Raw genomic sequence first — 18,246 nt, 5'->3', positions numbered from 1 at the left:
TTGAACACTATAACAACATGAGGAAAACTCAATGCGTATTACTCTGGGTAAAGGTTTAGCGGTAGCCGTACTGGCTGCGGGCGCGTTCACACAGTTACAGGCTCAGGCGGCAGAAAAAATTACCGTGTTTGCCGCCGCGTCGTTGACCAACGCGCTGCAGAAAATATCTGAACAGTACCAACAAGGGAAAAACGTGCAGGTCGTTTCTTCCTTTGCTTCGTCATCAACACTCGCCAAGCAAATTGAACAGGGCGCACCGGCTGACCTGTTTATCTCTGCCGACCAGCAGTGGATGGACTACACCGTGGGCAAGCAACTGATGGTAGATAACACGCGCTATACGCTGCTCGGTAACGATCTGGTGTTAGTGGCGGCCAAAGAGAGCAAGCAGCAAAAAATTGATATCAATAAAGACACGCCTTGGCTGAAGCTGCTTAACGGCGGTCTTTTGGCGGTGGGCGACCCCGCTCACGTTCCGGCCGGTATCTATGCCAAAGAGGCGTTGCAAAATCTGGGTGCCTGGTCGGCGCTCGAGCCAAAACTTGCGCCTTCAAGCGACGTACGCAGCGCGTTGGCACTGGTCGAGCGCGAGGAATCACCGCTGGGTATCGTTTACGGCTCTGATGCCGTGGCCAGCAGCAAGGTGAAAGTCGTCGGCATCTTCCCCGAATCGAGCCATAAGCCAGTCGAGTATCCGATGGCCGTCGTTAAAGGGCATGAAAGTGCAGCACTGACGGCGTTCTATGATTATCTTAAAACGCCTGCCGCCGCCGCCATCTTCAAACAATACGGATTTACACCACGCTGATGATACTGAGTGAATACGAGTGGCAGGCGGTGGTGCTGAGCATCAAAATCGCCAGCCTGGCCGTCGTTATCAGCCTGCCGCTGGGTATTCTTATGGCGTGGATACTGGTTCGCTGCCGCTTTCCCGGCAAGTCATTGCTCGACAGCGTGATCCATTTACCGCTGGTGCTGCCGCCGGTGGTGATCGGTTATTTGCTGCTGGTGGTGATGGGACGCAGGGGCATTATCGGGGAATGGCTGTATGACTGGTTCGGATTCAGCGTCAGTTTTAGCTGGAAAGGTGCGGTGCTGGCCTCGGCAGTCATGGCCTTTCCGTTGATGGTGCGCGCCATTCGCCAGTCGCTTGAGGCGATTGATACTCGCCTCGAGCAGGCGGCGAAAACGCTGGGGGCATCAGTGTGGAAGGTGTTTTTCACTATCACGTTGCCGCTGTCATTGCCGGGAATTATCGTTGGCATCGTGCTGTCGTTTGCCCGTTCGCTCGGCGAATTTGGTGCCACGATTACCTTTGTCTCTAACATTCCCGGGGAAACGCGCACTATCCCGCTGGCAATGTATACGCTAATTCAAACGCCGGGTGCGGAAGGGGCGGCGGCCAGGCTTTGCACCTTGGCTATATTGTTGTCGCTGGCGGCTCTGCTGATTTCTGACCTGCTTGCTCGGCGCAGCCGTAAGCATTTGGGGGGCTGATGCTCACACTGGATTTCTCCCAGCAGTTGGGCGACCTGTCGCTAGAGGTGAAAGTGGCGCTGCCAGAAAGTGGAATAACCGCTATTTTCGGCCTTTCCGGCGCAGGTAAAACCTCGCTGATTAATGCGATTGCCGGATTGACCCGTCCCGACAGTGGTTCAATTGTTCTCAATGGAAGGGTGCTTTCACAGCGTGGTTCGGCGTCTGCCAACGCGCTTTTTCTGCCGCCTGAAAAACGCCGTATTGGGTATGTTTTTCAAGATGCGCGCCTTTTCCCGCACTATAAAGTGCGCGGTAATCTGCAATATGGCATGGGGCCTGCCATGCGTGAACAGTTTGACGACATTGTAAAACTGCTCGGCATCGAAGCGTTGCTCAATCGCTATCCTTTAACGCTTTCAGGGGGCGAAAAGCAGCGCGTTGCCATTGGTCGCGCTCTGCTCAGCGGACCGGAGCTGTTGCTGATGGACGAACCGCTGGCGGCGCTGGACTTGCCGCGCAAGCGCGAGCTGATGCCGTATCTCGAGCGGCTGGCTCAGCAAATTAATATCCCTATTTTATACGTCACGCACAGCCTGGACGAGATCCTCAGCCTGGCTGAAAAAGTGCTAATACTTGATAACGGAAAAGTGCTGGCCTTTGGCGATGTCGAAGAGGTGTGGGCCAGCAATGTGATGCGTCCGTGGTTGCCGCGTGAAGAGCAGAGCAGCGTGCTGAATGTTAACGTGTTGGAGCAGCATCCTGATTATGCGATGACCGCGCTGGCGCTGGGCGACCAGCGACTATGGACCGGTAAAATCGATGCACCAACGGGTTCGCCACTGCGTATTCGTGTGCAGGCTTCAGACGTGTCGCTGGTGCTGCAACCGTCCGTTGGCAACAGCAGTATCCGTAATATATTACCGGCGCAGGTGGTAGAACTGCTGACCACCGACGCCGCGGTTGACGTAAAACTTGCCGTCGGCGGCCACATTCTGTGGGCAAAAATCACCCCCTGGGCCTGCGATGAACTGGATATTAAACCCGGCCAACAGCTCTTTGCGCAGATCAAAAGTGTGTCGCTGAGTCGCCGTTAAATGACGTGTTCCTGATGAAGGGGGGCGTCTTAATTAAAGCACTTTACGGCGAATAACGTCGGCGATGCCCGGCTGTTCGTTGTCGGCGATAACCAGTCCGGCGCGGGCTTTTATCGCGTCATCGGCGTTGCCCATTGCGACACCCAAGCCGACATTTTCCAGCATGCTGAGGTCGTTGTAATTATCACCGAAGGCGACCACGTCGGACATGCTTAGCCCCTGAGACTCTACCCACTCCTGCAGGCGTCGGCCTTTGCTGTTGCCGCCTTTGGCGACATCAACTTGATCGTGCCATGACCATTCGCAGGCCAGCCCCAACTCGTTCTCAGCCTGTTTCGCGAAGGCGTGCAGGGCATCAAGGTCGTGGTGAGAGGTGGCAAATTTCCAGATAGACTGCGCCTCATCCGCCGCTTCACGCAGGCTGTTAACCTTGATAATCGTTGGCCGTTGGCCTTCCGGCAGCGAGTTTCCCCAGACAATTGAGCGTTCCACGTGACCGCTTGATTGCTGATAAAGCATAGCATTATCGACGTACAGCAGACCGTGAATGCCATAGAACTCAAGCAGATCGACGACTTTTTTGGCTTTGGTTTTGTCTAGCGGATCGGAAGACAGAACTTTTTTTGCCTGAAAATCGTAGAGGTAGGTTCCGTTACAGCAAATCGCGGGCGTGTCCAGTTCAAGACCCTGATAAAACGGGTGAATGGCAACGTGGTGACGTCCGGTGGCGATAATAACTTTAACCCCAGCGGCGCGTGCGTCAGCCAGTGCAGAAAGTGATTCGGGTAGAATACGTTTTTGACGGTCAAGCAGCGTGCCGTCGAGATCGAGCGCGATTACGCGATAAGTCATGAGCGGTTCCAGCAGAGTGTCAGAGAATAAATGTCAGAGCATAAAATTAAGGCTATTGATGTTACACCTTTAATCCAAATGTTAAAACCTCGCATCCAGGGCTAATGCCTTGGCACCGGGTTAGGCTATGCTGTTATTCTGACGATCGCTAAGATGAAAAATAACGTACCCTATTTCAGCTTTAATAAGGAGATATGATGAAACAAGTCGTTTATGTTGCCAGCCCAGACAGTCAGCAGATCCACGCCTTTACCCTGCATGAAGACGGCGAGCTGTCGCTGTTGCAAGCGGTAGATGTCCCGGGGCAGGTACAGCCGATGGTGGCTTCGCCGGACTCGCATCATCTGTACGTGGGGGTTCGTCCGGAATTTGCGGTGCTGACCTATCATATCCACCACGATGGCCGCCTGGAGCAGGGCGGTATGGCACCGTTGCCGGGTAGCCCGACGCACCTAGGCATTGATTTACAGGGCCGCTACGTATTCAGTGCCTCATACAGCTATAACAACGTCAGTATTCACGCCATCGGCGATGACGGTGTAGCGCTGGCACCTCATCAGGTTCTCGAAGATCTTCAGGCTCCCCACTCGGCCAACATCAATCCGACCAATCAGCTGTTGATGATCCCGGCGCTGAAAGAGGACCACATCCGTCTGTATGATTTCAGCCTGCAAGGTGAAGCCACTCCTCATCAGCCGGTTCAACTGAGCACCGCACCGGGCGCAGGCCCGCGCCATATGGCGTTCCATCCAAATCAGCATTTCGTTTACTGCGCCAATGAGCTGAACGGCACCGTCGATGTATATCAAAAAGACGTCACCAGCGGCGAATATCATGCGGTACAAACGCTGGATATTATTCCTGCCGACTTCACCGGCGATCGTTGGACTGCCGACATTCATATCACCCCGGACGGCCAGTACCTCTATGCCTCCGAGCGTACGTCAAGCCTGCTGGCGATTATCAAGGTTTCAAAAGACGGCAGCGAGCTGGAGCTGGTAGGGCATCACGCGACCCAAACGCAGCCGCGCGGCTTTAACATCGACCACAGCGGTCAATACGTCATCACTGCCGGTCAAAAGTCTGATGAAATTGAAGTCGCTAGCATCGATAAAGCGACCGGTAAACTCACTACGCTGAAGCATTATCCCGTGGGTAAAGGCGCGATGTGGGTCACTATCATTGAGCTGCACGCTTAATTATTGCTAAGTACTGACTCGGCAACGCGTCTCACGCCGTTGATTGCACTATTGCATAAAAAATGCATAAAAAAACGCCAGGCTTAAAAGTCTGGCGTTTTTATTGACGACCATTACTGAATGGCTAGCGCAAAGGCGTTATTTCAGGCCAGCAATCACGTTGTTGAACTGCCACAGGCGGTTAAAACCGGTGTCATTCAGGTCACGATTAGGGGCGATATTGCCGCTAAATGGACGCTCGGAGAAGGCTGCGTTACCCCAAGGCTGCTGCAGATTGTAGCTGCCGTCAATCTGGCTGTCGCGGATGACCAACTGACCGTTTGGCGTTTGGCCTGCGCTGTAACCGCCTTTATCTGCACCCAAGTCAACGGAGCGACCGAGTTGTGCTTTCTGTGCCGCACCCTGGCCGCTAAAGCCTTTGTCGCCGGTCAGATTGCTGTCAATTACCAGGTAGCCGTAAGGCACGTTAGCAGGGGTGATTGGGGCAAAAATGCTGGCCTGCTTCACGCCACGGCTCGAGAGAGTGTGAAACTCGACGTGGTCGAACACCGCGTTTGCCATCCCAGTAACATAATCTGTGTCACCTGCAATCAGGCTGTTGTGAACGTATACGCGGGTATAGCGTGAGGTGACGGGCTTGCTGTTAATGTCGCTGGTGTTAAGCAGCAGGGTATTTTCGCGACCCAGCACGTGAACGTTTTCCAGCAACGTTTGGTCACCGTCAACGCGCAGCGCAACCGCAGGATGCTCACCGGCGTCCGAGCTGTCCTCAAGGCTGTTCGCCACGGTCAGGTTTTGCAACTGCAGCCCTTTGCCCTGAGACCACACGGTGGCCGAGCAGCCTGCGCCGATGCTTTCGTTCTGCTGGCTTGCGCACTGATTGAACATATACCATGCGCGGTCACCCGGCAGGAACTCACCGTTCGGGTTCACAGCTTTACGGTACGCGGCGGGCGCAACGCTGGCTTCCAGACCCTGCTGTAGCACAACTTCGTCAGCGCTGTTACCGGCACCAAACAGGCTGATAGGTGCAGAGCCGGCAGGAATGTAAACTGCACCGGTGTAGGTGCCCGGCAGGATTTTGATGAATTCACGTTCGCCGTGGTTGTGCTGGCTGAGTGCGGCGTTAATTGCCTGCTGGATGCTGGTGTATTCAGCCCCATCAACACCTTTTTTAGGGCCGACCACGTAAGGCGTATTCACACCGTCGGTTTTTGCCAGCACCGGCGTCCAGCCCTGCTGTTGCACCTGAACAGAGGGGCCGCCGAAGGCCAGATAAGATTTTGCAGTATAGTTGGCCGCTTCATCAGCATTGAGAACCGGCAACGCCGCAGTACCAGGAGCAACCTGAGTCGATAGGCCTTCCTGGCTATGGCTACAGGCCGCTAATACCAATGTGGCAGATAAGATTGCGCTGGCACGCGAAAGGGTGGAAATTTTCACTATGTCTGACTCCTTGATACACAAAAAAAGTGGCCAGCACGGCTGACCACTTCGCTGTTTTAAGCATTCGCGGTTATTTTTTAATTCGGTTTTTGTAGAGTACAAATAGCCGAGCTAAAAGCATCATGGTTTTGTATCACAAACCCGATTTTATCATTAGAAAATATTTAATATGTCCGCAAAAAGTGGTGATTTAGCTATAAATCACCGTCAATGACGCTTTGCCCAGCGTGTGAAAATGCAGATTGAAACCGAGATAGGCACCGCTGGACTCCTCACTGACTTCAAGCTGGTCGACGTCGAGCGCATAGACCGTGAACTGATAGCGGTGATGTTCTCCCTTAGGAGGCGCTGCACCGCCGTAGCCTGCTTTACCAAAATCGGTACGCGTTTGCACCGCGCCCGCGGGCAGTCCGCCTTTGCCAGAGCCTGCGCCGGTTGGCAGTGCGCTGATACTGGCAGGCAGGTTTGCCACGCCCCAGTGCCACCAGCCGGAACCGGTCGGTGCATCCGGGTCATAGCAGGTGATGGCGAAACTTTTCGTGCCGATCGGCGGATTTTCCCAACTCAGCTGTGGAGAGAGATTATCGCCTTCATAACCCATGCCGTTAAACACCTGGCCGTTCGGCATTTTTTCGCCGTCTTTTAAGTCAGAACTTTTCAATATAAAAGCCATAATATCCTCGAGTGATCGCTAAAAATACTTATACCGAGCCTAGCATTTTCAACAACGCCTCGGCAACGGCGGCCGATGAGGCAGGGTTTTGACCGGTGATAAGCTTGCCATCGACCTGCACATAGGGGCGCCAGTCGGCGGCTTTACTGTATTCGCCACCATTTTTTTTCAGCTCGTCTTCGACCAAAAACGGCACTACGTCGATCAGTTGAACCGCTTCTTCTTCACTGTTGCTAAAGCCGGTGACGTGCTTGTCTTTTACCAAAGGCACGTCGTCTATTTCGACGTGACGAAATACGCCCGGTGCATGGCAGACGGCGGCAACCGGCTTGTCTGCGCGCCAGAAGGCTTCAATCAGTGCGATCGAATGAGGGTCTTCTGCCAAATCCCACAGAGGACCGTGGCCACCGGGATAGAAAACGGCGTCAAAATCTTCAGCCTTAACCTCTTCAAGCTTACGGGTTTCCGCCAACTGCTTTTGCCCAGCCTTGTCATGACGGAATCTTTCAGTGGTTTCCGTTTGTGCGTCCGGCTCGTCGCTTTTGGGGTCTAACGGCGGTTGACCGCCTTTTGGCGAGGCCAACACCACGTCGGCACCGGCATCGAGCAATTCGTAGTAGGGTGAGGTGAACTCCTCAAGCCAGAATCCTGTTTTCTTGCCGGTATCGCCCAATTTATCGTGAGAAGTTAATACAATTAACACTTTCATATCATCTATCTCCAATGATTACAGGAACCTATTGCATTGAACATCAATCAGTCTCTTTACCCACCTGAATAACCAGCTTGCCGAAATTTTTACCCTCAAGCAGACCCATCAGCGATTCGGGCGCATTTTCCAGGCCTTGCACGATTTGCTCGCGGAACTTGATTTTGTCGGCCGAGAACCATTCGCTCATCTGTTTGGCAAACTCGGGGTAGCGGTGACCGTAATCATCAAAAATGATGAAGCCTTGTATGCGCAGGCGCTTTTTCAAAATAGTGCTGGTCAGCAACGTCAGGCGATCTTCACCCTTTGGCAGCCCCTGTGCATTATACTGGGACACCACGCCGCATAGCGGAACGCGTGCCTTGGTGTTGAGCAGCGGCAGTACCGCATCGAACACCGCCCCTCCGACGTTTTCAAAATAGACGTCGATACCGCGTGGGCAGGCTTCTTGTAAACGTTTATCAAGATGGGCTTCGCGGTGGTCCAGACACTCGTCAAAGCCGAAATGCTCAACCGCATAGCGGCATTTTTCTTCGCCGCCGGCGATGCCCACCACTTTGCAGCCTTTAAGTTTGGCAATTTGCCCGACCAGAGAACCGACGGGGCCGGTTGCGGCAGCGACCACCACAGTTTCACCGGCTTTGGGTTCACCGATGTCAAGCAGGCCCATGAAGGCTGTAAATCCGGGCATGCCCAGTACGCCAAGCGCCAGTGAAGGATGTTCAAGCGCCGCGCCTTCAAGCTTTTTGACCAATTTGGCGTCAATGGCGGCATAGTCCTGCCATCCGCTGCTGGCCACTACCCAGTCACCGGCCTTAAAGTTGGCATCTTTTGACTCAACCACGCGTGAAACGGCCCCGCCGGTCATGACGGCATCGATTGCCACCGGTGGGGCGTACGAAGGAGCATCGCTCATTCTGCCGCGCATGTAGGGGTCGAGTGACAGATAAACCGTGCGTAATAACAGTTGTCCGTCGGCCAAGGTTGGCAGGCTGCTCTCTTCGTGACGAAAGTTTTCAGCTACCGGCGCGCCCTTGGGACGAGAGGCTAAAACGATGCGGCGATTGACTGTCGTGTTCTGAGACATACTGACTCCTTAAGATAATTAAAATTCTTCCACCGGGAACAAGTATAGAACGCCGGAGGTATCGTAAGGAGACAGTAACAGGGATGGTTGCCTAAGGTACAGAATCCAAAGGACTTGTTTTGTTAATAGATAAAAATACGTAAGGCGTGAACAAAGAGGGAAAGGCAGGAGCCTGCGGCGACTGAGGATAGCCGCAGGCGAAGCGGTTACTTGACGGATACGTCAATATCACCAAAATATTTTTTCGATAACTGGCTGACAACGCCGTCTTTTTTGATTTCGGCAATCGCTTTGTCCAGACGCACTTTGTTGGCGGTATCGCCTTTACGCAGGCCGAAGGCGATGCCGCTGCCGAGGATTTTATCATCCTGCACCGAATCGCCGACGAAGCCGTAACCTTTGCCGTCTGGACGGTCAAGGAAGCCGCTCTGACCGGCCGCCGCCATCACCAGCGTGCCGTCAAGACGACCCGAGGTCAAATCCAGATAAACCTGATTCTGGTCCTGATAAGACACCACGTCGACCCCTTTCGGTGCCCAATGCGCCTGCGCATACGTTTCCTGGATTGAGCCTTGGAGTACACCGATGTGTTTACCTTTCAGCGACGCGGCATCAGGCAAAATGCCTGAATCCGTTTTAGCAATCAGCTTGGTCGGAACACGATAAATGACATCGGTGAAATCGATCGCCTGACGACGTTTGTCGGTCGCATTCATCGCCGAGTTGATGGCATCAAATTTACGTGCCTGCAGTGCGGGGATCAGGCCGTCGAAGGAGGTTTCGCTCCACTCACACTTCACTTTTGCCGCCGCGCAAACCGCGTTGCCGATATCAATATCAAAGCCCTGAAGTTCACCGCTGGCTGATTTAGACTCAAACGGCGGATACTGCGCCTCCAGTCCAAACTTGATGGTGGCACTGTCCGCCAGCGCGGAAAAAGAGGCTACGGCACAGCCTAACAGCAACAGGTTTTTCAGTTTTTTCATTTTTATGGCTCCAGGGAGGTGTTGTTTAAACGCCACAGAGACGGCGTGCGCCTTCGTAAAGTGTTTCATCGTCTTTTGCAAAGCTTAGGCGAATCAGCCCTGTAGGCTGATTGCTGCTGTAAAATGCCGACAGCGGAATGGTGGCTACTTGATGGTCGCGGATCAGGCTCAGTACAAATTCATCGTCGCTGAGCGGGCTGAAATGACTGAATCTGGCGAGCATAAAGAAGCTGCCACGGCTTGGCAGGAGTTCAAAGCGTGAACCTTGCAGTGCGGTAGCCAGTAAATCACGTTTTTGCTGATAAAAATCAGCCAGCCCCAAATAACTTTGCGGATTGGCTAACGCGTCGGCAAAGGCGTACTGCATCGGTGTATCGGCGGAGAAAACCATAAACTGATGCACCTTGCGGATTTCATCCATCAGGGCTTCTGGAGCCAGGCAGTAACCCACGCGCCAGCCGGTAACGTGATAGGTTTTACCAAACGACGACACGATCACGCTGCGCTCGGCAAGCTCTGGATGGCAGGCCATGCTTTCATGGCGTTCACCGTCAAACACGACGTGCTCATAAACCTCATCGGATAAAATAACGATATCGGTATGGCGGGTCAGTGCGGTCAGCCGGTCAATATCATGCTGGGTAAAAATAGCCCCGGTCGGATTGTGCGGGCTGTTGATAATAATCATGCGCGTGCGGCTGTTTATCGCACTGGCCACTTCGTCCCAGTCGATGCTGAAGTCTTCCAGCGACAGGCTTATCGCCACCGGTGTTGCACCCTGCAGGCGGACAATGGGCGAATAGCTGTCAAATGCAGGTTCAAAATAAATCACTTCATCGCCCGGATGCACGAGGGCGCTGATGGCGGAATAGAGGCCTTCGCTGGCGCTGGCAATCACGGTGACTTCGCTATCGGCGTCGTAGCGACAGCCGTACAGGGCTTCAACCTTTTCTGACAGAGCACGACGAAGTGCCGCCACGCCGCTCATTGGCGCGTATTGGTTTTGACCCGCTCGCATTGATTTGGCAACCGCGTCCACCAGCGCCGGTTGACATGAAAAGTTAGGTGCGCCCTGAGATAAATTCAGTGCGTTATGCTCGGCACTCAACTGGCCAATAACGGTAAAAATCGTGGTGCCGACGTCGGGTAACTTCGACTGTGGGGACATGGCGCTTTTCATGCAAACTCCTGCGTAGCGTGGTGAAGAGGCGTATCATTGATTATCGATTAAGCAACAGTTTCACTGTGCCGACAATAGAAAGTTTGTCATACTTGCCATGATCTGACGTCATAGCTGGAGCCGCAATGTCATGAGTTCATATGCTGATTTTTCACCCCTTTCTGTGGCTAATTCCACCCCAAATTTGCCATCACTGAATGTGTTGAAGACCTTTTCCGTGGTGGCACAAACCCTAAACTTGACCCGTGCGGCCGAACTTTTGCACATTACGCAGGGCGCGGTAAGCCGTCAGATGACCGGCCTTGAGGCCAGTCTGGGGTATCCGCTGTTTGTTCGTCAGGCGAGGGGATTGACTCTGACGCCGCGCGGCGCACAGCTTTTGCCGCCGATTGTGCAGGCGCTGGCGCAAATGAGCGAGGCGCTGCAGCGGGTGGCGAGTCATCCCGATACGCTGCGTATCAAATGTCCAACCTGCTCAATGCGCTGGCTGCTGCCCAGAGTGATTCAACTGCAAAATGACCGGCCGGATATGCAAATCGAGCTGACCGCTTCAATGGCGCACGGGGTGGATTTTAGCAGTGAACATTTTGATGCGGCGGTGGTGTTTGGCAGGCCTATTGAGACTTCGGCGCAGTCGTTGCACCTGTTTGACGAAGTGTTGACCCCGGTTTGTGTGCCGGGGCTTTTACCTGAACGTTTGCCAGAGGTGCAGGTGGCCGATCTTGAACAGCAAACGCTGCTGCACCCCACGCGTGATCGCCGTGACTGGCTGCTGTGGCTTAAATCGGCGGGTGAGCAGGGGCTGCCGTCGAGTAAGTCACAGCATTTTGACACCCTCGATTTAGCCATTAACTCGGCGCTGCAGGGCTACGGCGTGGCGATTGGTGACCTGACGCTAATAGAAGATGACCTGCGCGCTCATCGGGTGATTGCACCTTTCACTCTTTGCGTCGCCAGCGGGGCTGCGTATCAACTGCTCTATCCCGACAATCCGAGTCCCGCGCTGCGGGTGGCGATTGATTTTCTGAATCAGGAAGCACAGCGCAGTCGGGAAAGGCTCGATACGCTGCTGGCGGCTTCCCGCCAGCTAGTCCATGTCGGCGGAAAATCTCAATAAAGGGCCGATAGCGCGCTGGCGATGCCCTGAGTTAGCTGGGTAAGTTTTGCGGGACTTATAATGTACGGCGGCATCAGATAAATCAGTTTGCCAAACGGCCGTATCCACACACCCTGAGCCACAAAATGCTGTTGGAGTCTGGCCATATCGACCGGTTGGCGCATTTCTACCACGCCGATTGCGCCGAGAACGCGCACGTCTGCCACTGCCGGATGCTCAGCCAGCGGCAGCAACGCCGATTTTAACTGCTTTTCAATGTCGGCGACCTGCGGCTGCCAGCGGTTCTCGGCCAGCAATGACAGGCTAGCGCTGGCGACCGCGCAGGCCAGTGGATTGCCCATAAACGTGGGGCCGTGCATAAAGCAGCCCGCCTCGCCATTGCTGATAGTGTTGGCCACCTCGCGAGTGGTCAAGGTGGCCGAAAGCGTCATATATCCGCCGGTCAGCGCCTTGCCGAGACAGAGAATATCCGGCGCAATTTCGGCGTGATCGCAGGCAAAAAGTTTGCCGGTGCGGCCAAAACCGGTGGCAATTTCATCGGCAATCAGCAGCACGCCGGTTTCATCACACAGCCTGCGTACCTGCCGCAAATACTCAGGGTGATACATGCGCATGCCGCCCGCGCCCTGAACCACCGGCTCGAGAATAACGGCCGCTATTTCTGCACGGTGCTCGGCCAGCAGCGCGGCAAAGGGTGCAATATCCTCGCGGTTCCAAGGCTCATCAAAACCACACTGCGGTGCGGGGGCAAACAGATGTTCGGGCAAGTAGCCCTGATACAGGCTGTGCATTGAGTTCTGCGGGTCACAGACCGACATCGCGCCAAAGGTATCACCGTGATAGCCATGGCGCAGCGTCAGCAATTTTTGGCGCTTTTCGCCGCGTGCTTGCCAATACTGCATTGCCATTTTTATCGCCACTTCCACCGCCACCGAACCCGAATCGGCCAGAAATACGCACTCCAGCCCGGCGGGTGTCATCTCAACCAACTGACGGGAAAGGGCGATAGCGGAAGGATGGGTTATGCCGCCAAACATCACGTGAGACATCTTGCCAATTTGCGCAATCGCCGCCTGATTCAGCCGCGGATGGTTATAGCCATGAATCGCCGCCCACCAGGATGACATGCCGTCCACCAACTGACGCCCATCTGCCAGGTGTAGCATGACGCCGTCGGCAGACTCCACCGCGTACGTCGGCAGCGGGTGAGTCATGGAGGTGTAAGGGTGCCAGATGTGGTGTTGATCAAATTCGAGGTCGGCCGGAGTCATGAAAGTTCCTTGCGGATGCGTGGGCTGAAAAATGTTGTAAACCAAAAATAAAATATTACGTTGACCGTAAACTAAAATAAATCAAAAATGGTTTACGGTATATCATTACTTTTGGAGATGTCTTATGACAGCCCGCACCCTTTGGACCTATGAGCAAACGAAAGCGCTATTCGAAAAACCGTTTCTGGAACTGATGTTTGAAGCCCAGCAGCTGCATCGTCAACATTTTGACCCGCGTCAGGTACAGGTCAGCACGCTGCTGTCGATTAAAACCGGTGCTTGTCCCGAGGACTGCAAATATTGTCCACAAAGCTCGCGGTATAAAACCGGTCTCGAGACCGAAAAACTGATGGAAGTTGCGCAGGTGCTGGAATCGGCGCGTCAGGCCAAAGCGGCAGGTTCAACGCGATTCTGCATGGGGGCGGCGTGGAAAAATCCTCATGACCGCGATATGCCGTATCTTGAGAAAATGGTGCAGGGCGTGAAAGAGCTGGGTATGGAAACCTGCATGACGCTGGGCACGCTCAATACCACGCAGGCGCAGCGTTTGGCCACCGCGGGTCTGGATTTTTATAATCATAATCTCGACACCTCACCCGAGTTTTACGGCAGCATCATCACCACCCGCAGTTATCAGGAAAGGCTCGATACGCTGCAGGAAGTACGTGGCGCGGGCATAAAAGTGTGCTCCGGCGGTATTGTCGGGCTGGGTGAAACAGTGAAGGACCGTGCCGGTTTGCTGATGCAGCTCGCTAACCTGCCGGTGCCGCCTGAGAGTGTGCCTATCAATATGCTGGTCAAGGTAAAGGGCACGCCGCTTGCCGATAATGACGATGTTGATCCCTTTGATTTCATTCGCACTATTGCCGTCGCACGCATCATGATGCCGCGCTCCTATGTGCGCCTTTCTGCCGGTCGCGAGCAGATGAGTGAACAAACGCAGGCCATGTGCTTTATGGCCGGTGCCAACTCTATTTTCTACGGCTGCAAATTGCTGACTACGCCAAATCCTGCCGAAGACAAGGACCTGATTCTGTTTGGCAAGCTCGGGCTTAACCCGCAAAATTTTGCTACCGAAATGGGCGACGAAGAGCAACAGCAAGTGCTGGGTGCTCAACTGATGCATGCCGACAGTGAGCAATTTTATAATGCTGCGGTATAAAACGAGCGCGGCGGTGTAACCGACATGTCATGGAATGCACGCATTGAAAGCGCGTTAGACCAACGCCGGCAGGCCAGCGCTTTCCGCCAGCGCCAGCCCAATGCCGGCGGCAACGGTCGCTGGCTGGTGCACGACGGCTGTCGTTATCTGAACTTTTCGGGTAATGATTATCTTGGGCTTTCGCAGCATGCCCACCTGGTTGCCGCCTGGCAGCAGGGGGCAACGCGTTTTGGCGTGGGCAGCGGCGGTTCCGGCCACGTGACCGGATTTTCAGCCACGCATCAGCAGTTTGAAGCGCAACTGGCCGAGTGGCAGGGTTATCCGCGTGCGCTGCTGTTTATTTCTGGCTTTGCCGCCAATCAGGCGGTGTTGGCCGCCATGATGCAGGCGGAAGACAGAATTTTGGCCGACAAACTCAGCCACGCCTCGTTGCTGGAAGCGGCGGTGCACTCACCGGCCCAGCTGCGAAGATTTGCACATAATCAACCTGAATCACTGCGTCGTCTGCTTGAAAACCCGACTGCGGGTGAGGCGCTGGTTGTCACCGAAGGCGTGTTCAGCATGGACGGAGACGCCGCGCCTCTGGCCGAACTTCACCGTTTAACGCGAGAATATGGCGGTTGGCTGATGGTTGACGATGCGCACGGTGTCGGTGTTGTGGGCGAAAAGGGCCGCGGTAGTTGCTGGCAGCAAGGTATCCAGCCTGAACTGTTGGTGCTGACCTTTGGTAAAGCGTTTGGCTGCAGCGGCGCCGCCGTATTGTGTGACGAGGCCACCGCAGATTATCTGCTACAGTTCGCCCGTCATCTGATTTATAGCACCGCTATGCCCGCTGCACAGGTCTGTGCACTGCAAGCTGCGCTGACATGTATTCAGCAAGCTGATGACCTGCGTGATAAACTGGCGGCCAACGTTGCCCGTTTTAGGGCGGGCGCCGGGCAGATAGGATTGAGACTGACGACGTCATCGGGCGCGATTCAGCCGCTGATCGTTGGCGATAATCAGTCGGCGTTGACGTTGGCGCAGCGGCTGCGCGAGCAGGGGCTGTGGGTAAGCGCCATTCGTCCACCTACAGTGCCTCCGGGCAGCGCACGGCTGCGATTGACGATTACGGCTGCCCATCAGCCTGAAGATATTGATATTTTGCTGGAGACCCTGAATGGGTGCAGTCACCGAATTAGTGAATAAAAAAGCGGTCGCCGATGCGTTCAGCCGTGCGGCCTACAGTTACGAAGGCGCCGCCGAGCTGCAGCGTCAAACCGGTGAAACGCTGATGGCGTTGGCCGATGCACAAGGCGCGACGCTAGGCGGTCAAGTTCTGGATGCGGGATGCGGCACCGGCTATTTCAGTCGCCGCTGGCGTGAGAAAGGTAAAAATGTGACCGCGCTGGACCTCTCCGAGGGCATGTTGCAACGCGCACGCGAACTGCATTCTGCCGACCACTATCTGCCGGGTGACATCGAGCGTTTGCCGCTTGCCGATAACTCAGTCGACTTAAGCTTTAGCAACCTGGCAGTACAGTGGTGCAATGCGCTGCCGCGCGCGTTGCAGGAGCTGGTGCGCGTGACGCGACCGGGCGGTATTGTGTTGTTTTCAACGCTGGCCGAAGGTTCGCTGCTGGAGCTGTCGCAGGCTTGGATGAGAGTCGATGGCCGACCTCACGTCAACAAATTTCTGACGCCGGACAAAATTGCCGAAGCCTGCGCGCCGTTCACTCATCACGTTGAGTTCAGTCAACATACCGCGCTTTTTCCGGACGTGATGAGCCTGCTGCGCTCACTGAAGGGCATTGGTGCCACGCACATTAAAGGCGGCCGTTTGGGCGGGCTTGGGGGGCGCGAGCGTTTGGCGAGCCTGGATAAAAACTATGTTCGACAGGACGGTCAACTGCCACTGACATACCGTCTGGTGTACGGACTTATCCACTGTGAAGAAGAGTAAAATGCACGTAGTCAGGTCCAAAAAGCGCTGGTTCATCACCGGCACCGACACCGAAGTCGGTAAAACCGTGGCAACCTGTGCCTTTTTGCAGGCTGCTGCGACAGCAGGATTAACCGCAGCCGGATACAAACCGGTGGCCTCAGGCAGTGAAATCACCGAGCACGGACCGCGCAACAGTGATGCGCTGGCTTTGCAAGCCAACAGCTCAGTGCCGCTAACCTATGCGCAGGTCAACCCATGCACCTTTATTGAGCCAACGTCACCGCACATCGTCAGCGAGCTAGAAGGGCGACCTATCGACCTGAAGACGTTATCTCAGGGACTGCGCGCGCTTGAACCCTTGGCCGATTGGGTGGTGGTTGAAGGGGCGGGGGGGTGGTTTACGCCGTTAAATGCCCGGCAAACTTTTGCTGACTGGGTCCTTGAAGAGCAACTGCCGGTGATTTTAGTGGTGGGAATGCGTTTGGGCTGCATCAACCATGCTGTATTGACCGCGCAGGCGGTTTTGCAAAGTGGACTCAGGCTGGCAGGATGGATTGCTAATGACGTTGAGGAGACGGGGAAGCATCATCAGGCTTATCTCGCAACGTTAAAACGTATGCTGCCCGCGCCATTATTAGGCGAGATCCCGTATCTTCAAGGTAGTCAGTTTACCGACCATGGCCGTTTCCTGACGCTCGACTGTCTTCTGTCGTAAGGATGAGCCAGTCTCTGGCTGTTAAACCGTGAGATAGGTTTTTACCAGATTGTCGTCCAGCTCGGCAAGCGTGCCCTGTGCCACGTTGCGACCGCCGTCCAGCAGGCAGAAACGGTCGGCCACGCTGCGAATAAACGGCAGTTTATGCCCGACCAGCAGCAGCGTCAGCCCGAGGTCGCGGTTGAGGCGATGGATAATGTTACCCATATTGGCTTCCATAGCTTCACTGATGTGCTCGGTTGGTTCATCAAGAATCAGCAGCTCAGGCTCTTGCACCAGCGCACGGCTGATAGCCAGCTGCTGCTGCTTGCTTTCGTCCAGTTCACCGGCTTTGAGCGACCCCATCTGTTTCAGTGACGGAAACAGATCATAAACCTGCGACGGGACGCGGCGAGTTTTGTTGCGGCCCGCCATCATGGCAATCTGCAGGTTTTCATCAACGCTCATCTGCGAGAAAATCTGTCGCCCCTGCGGCACATAGCCGATCCCCATTTGCGCGCGGGTTTCCACCGGCAGCATCAGCAGGTTCTGCGGCTCTTCATTGGCGGACTGCCAGATCATTGAGCCACTTTTTACCGGCAAATGGCCCATAATACAGTTGATCAGTGTCGTTTTACCTACGCCGTTACGGCCTATCAGGCTATTACACTGACCGCGATACAGCTCGAGATTGATATCCCATAGGGTATGATTTTGACCATAGTATTGGTTAATCGCTTTTACACTTAGCATCAGTTGTTCCTCACTTATCCGGCTTTCCGTTGAAAACATCATTGACGACCCCTGTCATATTTCTGACATTTTTATGATGCCGTTAGTCTGCTAATACAGGATTAAATTCCGTTTAAGTCTCGCATTTAAACAGCATTAACAAGTGATAAACGGCTATCCCGCAGTGGTAAACGGCTAAAACTGACGTTTGTTTGCCTTAAAAGCATTCACTGTTGCTAAAAAAAGAGAGAATTAGTTTGTTTCGTGTCACTCGCAGATAATCTGTAAAGGTAATCTGTTTAACTAATGTTGCAACTCTTGGGCCAAGTTTAAAAAGATAACTCTTAAAGAGTAGGGATTGAGGCTGCGCGAGGCCGCGGCAGGGCTGAAATGCCTTAATGCATAACTTAATTTAATGTTTACGCAGAGGGGGCAATATTAAGGTGCACTTTGCCAGTGCCGAGAACGGAAATTTTGGTGCAAGTCTGAAAGGGTCAGGAGCAGAAAAGTCCCGCTCGAATGCACATATCAATTTTGCAATCTAAAAGATCGGCGTTTTCTAGGTTAAATCCGAATAAATAAAGAAATAAAAGTGTAAAAAAATAACTAAAAAAACGTCAAACGAAGTGCATTGAGGAAAA

Annotated in this window: 18 protein-coding genes; 9 read left to right on the top strand and 9 right to left on the bottom strand. The window is 54.2% G+C overall.

Translation table 11 applies throughout. The features are described 5' to 3' along the window. Positions 1 to 31: 31 nt before the first annotated feature. Genes modA through modC form a run of 3 tightly spaced genes read left to right on the top strand, consistent with a single transcriptional unit; the run spans position 32 to position 2,573 of the window. On the top strand, positions 32 to 808 hold the full coding sequence (gene modA / locus GA565_RS18865; RefSeq protein WP_152200062.1) for a molybdate ABC transporter substrate-binding protein: 777 nt from the start codon (positions 32 to 34) through the stop codon (positions 806 to 808). Further along, positions 808 to 1,497 (top strand): molybdate ABC transporter permease subunit, encoded by a 690-nt coding sequence (gene modB / locus GA565_RS18860; protein ID WP_152200060.1) that lies wholly within the window; start codon positions 808 to 810, stop codon positions 1,495 to 1,497. The genes modA and modB overlap by 1 nt, the downstream gene beginning before the upstream one ends. Then, positions 1,497 to 2,573 (top strand): molybdenum ABC transporter ATP-binding protein ModC, encoded by a 1,077-nt coding sequence (modC, locus tag GA565_RS18855; RefSeq protein ID WP_152200058.1) that lies wholly within the window; start codon positions 1,497 to 1,499, stop codon positions 2,571 to 2,573. The genes modB and modC overlap by 1 nt, the downstream gene beginning before the upstream one ends. A 33-nt stretch (positions 2,574 to 2,606) precedes the next feature. Here the strand turns inward: modC and GA565_RS18850 are convergent, their stop codons facing one another. Continuing rightward, on the bottom strand, positions 2,607 to 3,425 hold the full coding sequence (locus GA565_RS18850; RefSeq protein WP_152200056.1) for a pyridoxal phosphatase: 819 nt from the start codon (positions 3,423 to 3,425) through the stop codon (positions 2,607 to 2,609). Between the two features lie 197 nt (positions 3,426 to 3,622). On the opposite strand from GA565_RS18850, the gene pgl reads away from it, so the two are divergent. After that, positions 3,623 to 4,624, top strand: coding sequence for a 6-phosphogluconolactonase (pgl, locus tag GA565_RS18845; protein ID WP_152201622.1), 1,002 nt, complete (start codon positions 3,623 to 3,625; stop codon positions 4,622 to 4,624). A gap of 138 nt (positions 4,625 to 4,762) precedes the next feature. Here the strand turns inward: pgl and GA565_RS18840 are convergent, their stop codons facing one another. From GA565_RS18840 to GA565_RS18815, 6 genes are all read right to left on the bottom strand, one after another. Next, positions 4,763 to 6,067: a putative acyl-CoA thioester hydrolase gene (locus tag GA565_RS18840; protein ID WP_152200055.1), complete on the bottom strand. Its 1,305-nt coding sequence runs from the start codon at positions 6,065 to 6,067 to the stop codon at positions 4,763 to 4,765. Positions 6,068 to 6,260: 193 nt separating this feature from the next. After that, a complete protein-coding gene (locus tag GA565_RS18835; RefSeq protein WP_152200053.1) occupies positions 6,261 to 6,743 on the bottom strand; it encodes a kinase inhibitor in 483 nt (160 codons plus the stop codon). Between the two features lie 28 nt (positions 6,744 to 6,771). Next, the gene (locus GA565_RS18830) at positions 6,772 to 7,452 is read right to left on the bottom strand and encodes a type 1 glutamine amidotransferase domain-containing protein (RefSeq protein ID WP_152200051.1); all 681 of its coding nucleotides are present in this window, start codon (positions 7,450 to 7,452) and stop codon (positions 6,772 to 6,774) included. A gap of 43 nt (positions 7,453 to 7,495) precedes the next feature. Further along, positions 7,496 to 8,539 (bottom strand): NADP-dependent oxidoreductase, encoded by a 1,044-nt coding sequence (locus GA565_RS18825; protein ID WP_152200050.1) that lies wholly within the window; start codon positions 8,537 to 8,539, stop codon positions 7,496 to 7,498. Positions 8,540 to 8,745: 206 nt separating this feature from the next. Next, the gene (locus tag GA565_RS18820; protein WP_055777465.1) at positions 8,746 to 9,525 is read right to left on the bottom strand and encodes an ABC transporter substrate-binding protein; all 780 of its coding nucleotides are present in this window, start codon (positions 9,523 to 9,525) and stop codon (positions 8,746 to 8,748) included. A gap of 25 nt (positions 9,526 to 9,550) precedes the next feature. Next, positions 9,551 to 10,705: a methionine aminotransferase gene (locus tag GA565_RS18815; RefSeq protein WP_152200048.1), complete on the bottom strand. Its 1,155-nt coding sequence runs from the start codon at positions 10,703 to 10,705 to the stop codon at positions 9,551 to 9,553. A gap of 130 nt (positions 10,706 to 10,835) precedes the next feature. On the opposite strand from GA565_RS18815, the gene GA565_RS18810 reads away from it, so the two are divergent. After that, positions 10,836 to 11,822 carry a LysR substrate-binding domain-containing protein gene (locus tag GA565_RS18810; RefSeq protein ID WP_152200047.1) on the top strand — a complete coding sequence of 329 codons (987 nt, stop codon included), beginning with the start codon at positions 10,836 to 10,838 and terminating at the stop codon, positions 11,820 to 11,822. Here GA565_RS18810 and bioA read toward each other — a convergent pair. Beyond that, entirely contained in the window at positions 11,816 to 13,093 is a 1,278-nt protein-coding gene (gene bioA, locus GA565_RS18805) for an adenosylmethionine--8-amino-7-oxononanoate transaminase (protein WP_152200045.1), read from the bottom strand. The genes GA565_RS18810 and bioA overlap by 7 nt on opposite strands. Before the next feature lie 124 nt (positions 13,094 to 13,217). On the opposite strand from bioA, the gene bioB reads away from it, so the two are divergent. The 4 genes from bioB to bioD are packed head-to-tail and all read left to right on the top strand — an operon-like array spanning position 13,218 to position 16,894. Further along, a complete protein-coding gene (gene bioB / locus GA565_RS18800) occupies positions 13,218 to 14,255 on the top strand; it encodes a biotin synthase BioB (RefSeq protein ID WP_152200043.1) in 1,038 nt (345 codons plus the stop codon). A gap of 24 nt (positions 14,256 to 14,279) precedes the next feature. Further along, a complete protein-coding gene (bioF, locus tag GA565_RS18795; RefSeq protein ID WP_152200041.1) occupies positions 14,280 to 15,443 on the top strand; it encodes an 8-amino-7-oxononanoate synthase in 1,164 nt (387 codons plus the stop codon). After that, positions 15,415 to 16,197 carry a malonyl-ACP O-methyltransferase BioC gene (gene bioC, locus GA565_RS18790; protein WP_152200039.1) on the top strand — a complete coding sequence of 261 codons (783 nt, stop codon included), beginning with the start codon at positions 15,415 to 15,417 and terminating at the stop codon, positions 16,195 to 16,197. Before bioF ends, bioC begins: the two co-directional genes overlap by 29 nt. A 1-nt stretch (position 16,198) precedes the next feature. After that, positions 16,199 to 16,894, top strand: coding sequence for a dethiobiotin synthase (bioD, locus tag GA565_RS18785; protein WP_152200037.1), 696 nt, complete (start codon positions 16,199 to 16,201; stop codon positions 16,892 to 16,894). Positions 16,895 to 16,915: 21 nt separating this feature from the next. Here bioD and GA565_RS18780 read toward each other — a convergent pair whose 3' ends face one another. After that, positions 16,916 to 17,626, bottom strand: a complete 711-nt coding sequence (locus GA565_RS18780) for an ABC transporter ATP-binding protein (RefSeq protein ID WP_152201621.1) — start codon at positions 17,624 to 17,626, stop codon at positions 16,916 to 16,918. Positions 17,627 to 18,246: the final 620 nt, after the last annotated feature.

The sequence above is a fragment of the Rouxiella sp. S1S-2 genome, from assembly GCF_009208105.1.
Lineage (GTDB): Bacteria > Pseudomonadota > Gammaproteobacteria > Enterobacterales > Enterobacteriaceae > Rouxiella.
The sequence above is the reverse complement of the archived record's forward strand: the minus strand, read 5'-3'. Positions and strand labels throughout refer to the sequence as shown.

Bases quoted from the DNA above. Each gene is read 5' to 3' on its own strand.
- modA (WP_152200062.1), top strand. From the start codon at position 32: ATGCGTATTACTCTGGGTAAAGGTTTAGCGGTAGCCGTACTGGCTGCG.
- modB (WP_152200060.1), top strand. From the start codon at position 808: ATGATACTGAGTGAATACGAGTGGCAGGCGGTGGTGCTGAGCATCAAA.
- modC (WP_152200058.1), top strand. From the start codon at position 1,497: ATGCTCACACTGGATTTCTCCCAGCAGTTGGGCGACCTGTCGCTAGAG.
- GA565_RS18850 (WP_152200056.1), bottom strand. From the start codon at position 3,425: ATGACTTATCGCGTAATCGCGCTCGATCTCGACGGCACGCTGCTTGAC.
- pgl (WP_152201622.1), top strand. From the start codon at position 3,623: ATGAAACAAGTCGTTTATGTTGCCAGCCCAGACAGTCAGCAGATCCAC.
- GA565_RS18835 (WP_152200053.1), bottom strand. From the start codon at position 6,743: ATGGCTTTTATATTGAAAAGTTCTGACTTAAAAGACGGCGAAAAAATG.
- GA565_RS18830 (WP_152200051.1), bottom strand. From the start codon at position 7,452: ATGAAAGTGTTAATTGTATTAACTTCTCACGATAAATTGGGCGATACC.
- GA565_RS18825 (WP_152200050.1), bottom strand. From the start codon at position 8,539: ATGTCTCAGAACACGACAGTCAATCGCCGCATCGTTTTAGCCTCTCGT.
- GA565_RS18820 (WP_055777465.1), bottom strand. From the start codon at position 9,525: ATGAAAAAACTGAAAAACCTGTTGCTGTTAGGCTGTGCCGTAGCCTCT.
- GA565_RS18815 (WP_152200048.1), bottom strand. From the start codon at position 10,705: ATGAAAAGCGCCATGTCCCCACAGTCGAAGTTACCCGACGTCGGCACC.
- GA565_RS18810 (WP_152200047.1), top strand. From the start codon at position 10,836: ATGAGTTCATATGCTGATTTTTCACCCCTTTCTGTGGCTAATTCCACC.
- bioA (WP_152200045.1), bottom strand. From the start codon at position 13,093: ATGACTCCGGCCGACCTCGAATTTGATCAACACCACATCTGGCACCCT.
- bioB (WP_152200043.1), top strand. From the start codon at position 13,218: ATGACAGCCCGCACCCTTTGGACCTATGAGCAAACGAAAGCGCTATTC.
- bioF (WP_152200041.1), top strand. From the start codon at position 14,280: ATGTCATGGAATGCACGCATTGAAAGCGCGTTAGACCAACGCCGGCAG.
- bioC (WP_152200039.1), top strand. From the start codon at position 15,415: ATGGGTGCAGTCACCGAATTAGTGAATAAAAAAGCGGTCGCCGATGCG.
- bioD (WP_152200037.1), top strand. From the start codon at position 16,199: ATGCACGTAGTCAGGTCCAAAAAGCGCTGGTTCATCACCGGCACCGAC.
- GA565_RS18780 (WP_152201621.1), bottom strand. From the start codon at position 17,626: ATGCTAAGTGTAAAAGCGATTAACCAATACTATGGTCAAAATCATACC.